The following is a 2,628-nucleotide window of genomic DNA, read 5'->3' on the forward strand; positions in this document are numbered from 1 at the left end:
TCCTTCGAAAGACACCCGTTCGGGTCAGGAAAATTCCGGGTCAGACTCTGGCTCGTGCGGTGCGATGCGCGAGTTCCATCATGACTGGAAACTTCTGAGCCCGGAACGACGGCGAGCCGCGGTCGAGCACCTGATGCGAGTCCTGGACCTGAGCGAGCGGCTCGCCTGCCGGATCACCGGGCAACACCGAAGTACCCAACGCCGCGACCCACCCGCGCAGACCCCGGCCGATCCGGACGCGGCACTTCGCGCCTGGCTGCGTGATTACGCCCGTGCGCATCCACGCTGGGGTTTCCGCCGCGCCTATCACGATGCCCGCGCCGAGGGCTGGACCGCCAATCACAAGAAGATCCAACGGCTTTGGCGCGACGAGGGACTCCGAGTGCCGCAGCGGCGACGGCGCAAAAGGATCGGGACCTCCACGGCCACCGACGCGACCGCGAACGCACCGAATCGTGTCTGGGCGGTGGACTTTCAGTTCGACGCCACCCAGGATGGGCGCCCGGTCAAGATCGTCTCGATCGTGGATGAGCACACTCGTGAATGCTTGGGCGGGCTGGTGGAGCGTTCGATCACCGCGGACCGGCTCATCGACGAGCTCGACCGCCTCGCCGTTGGTCGCGGCTACCCGGCCGCGCTCCGCAGCGACAACGGCCCGGAACTGGCGTGTGAGGCCATGCGGGACTGGGCCGGCGAACGCGTCGGGCTCGCGTTCATCCCACCCGGACAGCCCTGGCGCAACGGCTACATCGAATCCTTCAACGGCCGCCTGCGGGACGAATGCCTCAACATCAACAGCTTCTGGTCCTTGATCCACGCCAGGGTTGTGATCAGCGACTGGAAGGACGAATACAACCACCGCCGAAGACATTCCGCGCTGGGCTACCAAACCCCAGCCCGATACGCTGACAGCTGCATCCACCGATAACCGGCTCTCACACCCGGTGGACCAATTCGCGGGGTCCGGTCAAAGGTGCACGACATTCGGCATGTGCCCGCGTTGGGAAGCCGTTGTCGGCCAACCGGTTTGGACAGCCGCCCGACGCGCGGGTCGCGGCAATACAGGACGTTTACACACTCCGGGGCTAGGGTTGGCGTCCCGAGTTCCGTTCGCCTGCATCTGCCCATGGATCGGTGTCGGCCCAAGGATCACCCGGGCCGGGCGCGTTCGAGATGTCGTCCATGCCGTCGTGGCATTGACTGGTCTTGTCATATGGCTGGCACGGCAGCAGCCATGCGTCCACGGTCCACCGGTACATCCACTCGGTGAAATCGAAGGGCTCGGCGAACAGTATTTCCTGCTCCGGCTCGGTAGGGTCCATCGCCCACATCGGGTAGGCCGGGTCACTGATGTCCACGAAAGAGGCGATACCGCACCCCCACTCACAGATCCGTAAAAGCGCTTGTGCCGGTGCTGGGGAAGGCTCGGGACCCTCTTGTCGTCGGTGGTCCTCGCGCATCACCGCCAGCGACGACAGCGCATAGCCGGGACCGAACCCGCCGTCACCGAGCTCGAGATAGCACCGGCGCAACAACGGGGGTAGTGGCTTGCCCAGGTGAGCCTCGAACTCCGTGAGGGCTTCATCCGATGCGGGCGACAACCGCGGTAACGGCACCAATAGGCCACCGCGATGGGCGGCATAGTAATCGGCTGTACCTCTCAAATACCAGCGCTGCAGGCGCCCATCAGGCAGACGCGTGAACGCTCCGCCCCCTTCGAGATCGACCCTTGGAAATCCGTCCCGGTGATCGAGGTAGTCACCAGCCCGCACCCTTGCCCGCACCGCCTCGAACACGCGATCATCTCGACTGCTCACACGCGAAGGATGCCAGAGGGAACCGACGACCATCGGATCCCAACAGCCCCTTGGCATTCCAGCGGTCGCGATGGCTGAATCGATCGGCGCGGAATGCGGCTACTTAGTGCGTGTTAGCCAATGCCCGGGTCGCGGCAATTGAGCGCGTTCGCCGGAACCATTCAACTGAGATCTCCTGAACTACGGCATGATTGGCGAATGGAGTTCCAGCTGGCGGTATCGGCCCTACCCGACAGCCACCGTTTCATCATCGTGATCGAGCCGGAGGCGATGCAATACGAGTTCCCAGGGGAAGAAAAGGTGATCCTCGCGTTCCGTGGACCCGACGCGATGCTGGCCGAACTCAGCCATTACCCGGATGCAGTAGTCATCTGGCGGCCAGCTGACACTCAGGTCTGGGCCACAACCGCCGACGGGCAGTGCGAACAGATCGCGGGGTTCGCAGACAATCCCGCGCCTGGCCTCGACACCGGCGGAAAGCCGTTGGATCGACCACTGCGGCAAACGCTCGAAACCATCTTCTACAGCCAGCCCGAACAGCACGATCCTTCTCACTGAACCATGCCGCCTGAATCCCGGCCGCCCGCGTCGCCTCGGCCAGTTCGAACAGCACGGATCGCGGCAGAAGCGTACGTTTCCTGTTTCGAACACAGGTGTGGTCGTGGGAGCTTGGCTTCACATCCTTGCCAGGCCCAGCTCGGCGTCGAGGTAGGTCATGAGGTTCCCCCGCTAATCCGGAGAGCGGATTATCTGGTTCCGGCTGGAACCTGTTGATGGTAACCGCCTTCGAACTCGTCGGGTGATCGCCAGC

2 protein-coding genes and 1 pseudogene are annotated in these 2,628 nt (G+C 63.8%); 2 read left to right on the forward strand and 1 reads right to left on the reverse strand.

The genetic code is table 11. The features are described from left to right. Nucleotides 1-61 precede the first annotated feature (61 nt). Nucleotides 62-928: pseudogene (locus AB0L82_RS43610) on the forward strand (IS3 family transposase); the annotation flags it as partial. Between the two features lie 157 nt (nucleotides 929-1,085). Here the strand turns inward: AB0L82_RS43610 and AB0L82_RS43615 are convergent. After that, nucleotides 1,086-1,817 carry an SMI1/KNR4 family protein gene (locus tag AB0L82_RS43615; RefSeq protein ID WP_364651593.1) on the reverse strand — a complete coding sequence of 244 codons (732 nt, stop codon included), beginning with the start codon at nucleotides 1,815-1,817 and terminating at the stop codon, nucleotides 1,086-1,088. A gap of 198 nt (nucleotides 1,818-2,015) precedes the next feature. On the opposite strand from AB0L82_RS43615, the gene AB0L82_RS43620 reads away from it, so the two are divergent. Beyond that, a complete protein-coding gene (locus AB0L82_RS43620) occupies nucleotides 2,016-2,375 on the forward strand; it encodes a hypothetical protein (RefSeq protein WP_364651596.1) in 360 nt (119 codons plus the stop codon). The last annotated feature ends 253 nt before the right edge of the window (nucleotides 2,376-2,628 follow it).

It is taken from the genome of Nocardia sp. NPDC052001 (assembly GCF_040680615.1).
Lineage (GTDB): Bacteria > Actinomycetota > Actinomycetes > Mycobacteriales > Mycobacteriaceae > Nocardia.